The organism is Micromonospora sp. M51 (assembly GCF_018070305.1).
Lineage (GTDB): Bacteria > Actinomycetota > Actinomycetes > Mycobacteriales > Micromonosporaceae > Micromonospora > Micromonospora parva.
Genome location: NZ_JAGPXZ010000459.1, coordinates 1 through 4974 on the forward strand (window position 1 = coordinate 1; position 4974 = coordinate 4974).

At 67.8% G+C, this 4974-nt stretch carries 1 protein-coding gene and 1 pseudogene; both read left to right on the forward strand.

The window, feature by feature from the left end; genetic code table 11:
• The coding region (locus tag KBX53_RS22005) for a LamG domain-containing protein (protein WP_210861373.1) at positions 1-821 on the forward strand (821 nt) is incomplete at its 5' end.
• 78 nt (positions 822-899) lie between these two features.
• A pseudogene (locus tag KBX53_RS22010) lies at positions 900-4974 on the forward strand (hypothetical protein); the annotation flags it as partial.

Sequence of the window (4974 nt, forward strand, 5' to 3'; positions counted from 1 at the left end):
ACCCGACGCGGGTCAACGACTGGGACTTCACCTCGGGCGTGTCCTGCTACGCGCCGCCCAGCAACGAGTCCGGCCTGTGTGAGGCACCGGCGACCCCCAGCGCGTTCAACCGGCGGCTCGCGCTGACCCACGGCAGCCAGATCGGTGCCGGGCACTGGGAGCAGGGCCTGAACCTCGACGACGTGCACTACACCGAGAACCCCAACGACCCGTATTTCGGCCTACGGACCCTGCAGTACGGCCGGTCGCAGGACAACGTCGGCACGCCGACCAGCCCGGTGTGGAAAGACGCGCCGATCTTGCGCACCGACCAGTCCTTCAGCGTCTCGGTATGGGTGCGTCCCGAGGAATGGGGCTCGACACGAATCGCCGTCGGGCAGTCCGGCAGCAAGGAGTCGGCGTTCTACCTCCAGGCCAGGGAGACCATCATCAACGGTGTGCCGGAGTACCGGTGGCAGTTCACGGTGACCGGTCAGGACGACAACGTCACGCCGATGCGCGTACACGCGGCGATGGCCTCGCGCGCGCTGACTCCCCTCGACGACCTCGGTGCATGGACCCACCTGGTCGGTGTGTACGACGCCCAGGCCGCGCAGATCCGGCTGTACGTCAACGGCGTGCTGGAACAGACCACGGCCTGCACCAGAGTTTTCGCGGGGAACGGCCCCCTGACGGTGGGGGCGGCGCTCTACTCCGGCCCCGGCGAGCAGCCGCGCCTCGTGGACTACTGGCAGGGCGGCATTGACGACATGTCGCTGTACCAGGGGGTGCTCAGCGACGCCGCAGTGGAGCGGCTCTTCGACCAGCAGGCGACCGAGTAGGCCGCGTCCCGATCAAAAGACCGATCTCGGCCGATGGGTGGAGACATGGTGAGTTCGTTCCCTCTGAACGTCAGGCCGATGCGCCGGCTACTGGCCGCGGTGGTCAGCGCGGTGCTGCTGGCATCGCTGCTGGTCGTACCGTCGCGCCCGGTGGTGGCGGCACCGCCCTCGGGCGGCCTGTCGGCGCAGGTCGAGCCCTTCGATGCCGACGGCGGTGAGGTGCACGGCACCGCCTGGCACCAACAACAACCACATACGGCAAAGCCGCCCGAGCCGGTGTGGCCCTCGGGTAGCGCCCGCGTCACTCTGACGGACCCCTCGGGCCCGGTGGACGCGCGGGCGTCCGCCTCGAACGGGCAGCGGGTACAGGCTGGGAACCTGCCGGTCTGGCTTGCCCGGGGTGCGAAACCCGGCGACCTGGGTGAGCTCACCGCCGAGGTGATCGACCGTGAGCGGGTACCGGCCGGTTGGCGGGCCGGGCTGCTGCTGCGGCTCACCTCACCATCCCTCGCGCGGGGCGAGGTGAACGTGCGAGTGGACTACGGGGCGCTGCGGCACGCGTTCGGCGCGGACTGGAGTTCACGGCTGAGGCTGTGGTCATTGCCCGCGTGCGCAATGGAGACGCCGGATCTGGCGAGGTGTGCGCCGACCGCCCTGCAGTCGGTGAACGACACCGCCGCGACCGCCGTCTCCGCCGACGTGCTGGTCGCGTCGACGGCGCTGGTGGCGCTGGCCGCGGCCGGTTCGGGCCCGTCGGGCGACTTCACCGCCACGCCGATGTCGCCGACGTCGAGTTGGGCGGCCGGCGGGGCGACGGGCGGCTTCTCCTGGTCGTACCCCCTGCGGGTGCCGCCGGCGTTGAACGGTCCGGTGCCGAGCATCGGACTGTCGTACTCGTCAGCCAGCGTAGACGGCCGGTCAGCCGCGACGAACAATCAGCCGTCGTGGATCGGTGAGGGCTTTGACTACTCGCCCGGCTTCATCGAGCGTCGGTACGTGACGTGCCTGGACGACGAGGGCGGCGCGGCGAACAACAGCACCGACAAGGGCGACCTGTGCTGGCGGAGCGACAACGCGACGATGTCGTTGAACGGCACCAGCTCGGAGCTGATCTTCCAGTCCGGCAAAGGCTGGCACGCTCGCAGCGAGCAGGGCTCAAAGATAGAGAAGCTGACCGGGACAGCGAACGGGGACAACGACGGCGAACACTGGAAAGTCACCACGCCCGACGGGGTGCAGTACTTCTTCGGGCGGAACGCCCTGCCGGGACAGACGGGCAGGACGGAGTCGGCGTGGACGGCACCGGTATTCGGCAACCACCCCAACGACCCGTGTCACAAGGCCAACTTCGCCGACTCGTCGTGCACCCAGGCGTGGCGGTGGAACCTCGACTACGTTATCGACCCGCGCGGAAACACCATGTCGTACTGGTACGACAAGGAGTTCAACCAGTACGCGGCGAACGTGACCGACTCAGCGAACCGCAAGTACGTCCGGGGTGGTTCACTGCGGCGCATCGACTACGGCACGTGGGACCGGGGTACCGCCGACCGCTCGGTGAGCCCGACCGCCCGGGTCGCCTTCGACCTCGCCGACCGCTGCCTGTCCAACTGCGGCACCCACGGGTCCAACTGGCCGGACGTGCCGTGGGACGAGGAATGCGCACTGGACGCCACGTCGTGCGACAACAAGTTCTCGCCGACGTTCTGGACGACGAAGCGGCTGTCGAAGGTGACCACGAAGGTCTGGGACACCACCAAGCCGACACCAGCCTGGCAGGACGTGGACTCCTGGGAGTTGACGCACAGCTTCCCAAATCCGGGTGACGGCACGAACGCCGGGCTGTGGCTCGCCTCGATCAAGCACACCGGTCACGTCGGGCAGGCGATCACGTTGCCGCCGGTGACGTTCCAGCCTACGACGTTGCCGAACCGGGTGCTGTCGAAGACGAACACGTCGAACAACTGGCACCGGATCGGCAACATCGTCACCGAGAGCGGCGCCAAGATCCAGGTCACCTACAGCCTGCCGGAGTGCACTACCTCGGCGGCTCCGGAAAACAACACCAAACTGTGCTATCCGGTCCTCGGCCGAGACCCGGCCGACCAGGACAAGACGTTGACCGAGTGGTGGTACAAGTACGTCGTCCGGCAGGTGTCCGAGTCCGACGTCCAGCTGACGAACGGGCATCAGGCGCCGACGCAGAACACCTACTACGAGTACGTCGGTGCGCCAGCCTGGCATTACGCCGACGATGACGGGCTGTCCAAGCCGAAATACAAGACGTGGAACCAGTTCCGCGGGTACGCCCAGGTGCTGACCCGCAAGGGTGACATAGCGGGGCGGCAGACGCTGACGGACACCCGATACCTGCGGGGCATGCACGGTGACAGGCTCAACCCGTCGGGCGGGACCCGGCCGGTGACCGTCGGCGCGTCGATCGGCAACGAAACCGTCTATGACGAGGACGCCTTCGCCGGGATGATCCGGGAGCAGACGGTCTACAACGGTGTCACGTCCAAGCCGGTCTCGCGCACCGTGTCCGTGCCGTGGCAATCGCCGGCCACCGCGAGTCGCACCATCAACGGTGACGTCGCCACCGCCCGGTTCGTCGCCGAGCGGATCAAGTACTCCGCCACGGCGTTGGGTGTCGACGGCGCGCGTGGCTGGCGCACGACGCGAACCCTGTCGTCGTTGGATGACACGTACGGGGCGGTGAACTGGACCCAGGACGACGGCGACATCGCGGTATCCGGCGACGAGACCTGCGCGACCAGTACGTACAACCGCAACACCGGCAAGAACATCGTCGAACTGGTCAAGCGGACCACGACCACCGCGCTGCCCTGTGGGCAGGCACCAACCAAACCAGACGACGTCATCGCCGACGTCCGCAACTACTACGACGGCGCCACCAGCGCTGACACCCCGCCGACGCACGGCGCCATCAGCCGGGCGGAGCAACTCAAGGACTGGACCCCAGCGGGCGGCACGGTTTTTCAGACGATCAGCCAGATCACGGTGGACGCCTTCGGCCGTCCGTTGAGCACGACCGACGTCCGCGGCAACATCACGACCATCCAGTACACGCCGGCCAGCGGTGGCCCGGTGACCAGGGTCACCAGCACGGTCGGCCCCTACAGTTGGAAGACGGTCGAGGAGAAGTCGCCGTACTGGGGCGTGACCATCAAGAGCACGGACCCGAACGGCCGGGTCACCGAGGCCAGTAACGACGCGCTCGGCCGCGTGGTCCAGGTCTGGAGTCCGTCCTGGACCAGAGCGGCCCACCCGACGATGCCCGTGGCGCGGTATACGTACTGGTATTCGACGGGCCGGTCCGACTACTCCTACGTCAAGTCCGAGAAGTTGCACGCCGGTGGCGGCTACCGCGCAAGCTTCGACATCTACGACGCCCACCTGCGGCTGCGGCAGACCCAAGTGCCGGCCGTGGGCGGTGGTCGGGTCGTCACCGACACCATCTACGACGCGTGGGGGCGAATCAGCGCGTCGTACGGGGCACACGGTGAGCCCGGTGAGGCGAGCGGGACCCTGTGGTGGGAGCCGGAATGGTCGCTGCGCGCGGTCGGCCGGATCGAGTACGACAATGCCGGCCGACAGGTATCCGACGTCTTCCTCGCCGGCGACGGGGTGTCGAACCTGGTCGAGCAGTGGCACACCACGAACGGCCACGAGGGCGACCTGATCAAGGTGACTCCGCCCCCGGGCGGCACGCCGACCACGACCGTGAAGGACGTCAAGGACCGCACCACACACCTACGCCAGCACACCACCGCGGCCGGGGTCGACGGCGCGTACCTGACGACCAGGTTCGAGTACGACCGGAAGAACCAGCTGACCAAGCTCGTCGACCCGGGCGGGAACGAGTGGCGGTACACGTACGACCTCAGGGGGCGGCAGGTACAGACTCGCGATCCGGACAAGGGCCTGCTCGTGTCGCGGTACAACGACCACGGCGACCTGGTCGAGACGACCGATGCGGCGGGACGAGTGGTCAGCTACACCTATGACGACATCGGCCGGTCCACCGCCGTCTACGACGGGACCGGCTCGACGGCGAAGAAGCGCAAGGAGTTCAAGTACGACCGGCTTCCCAACCAGGAGCCGAGTTACGGGCAGTTGACCGAGGCGAGCC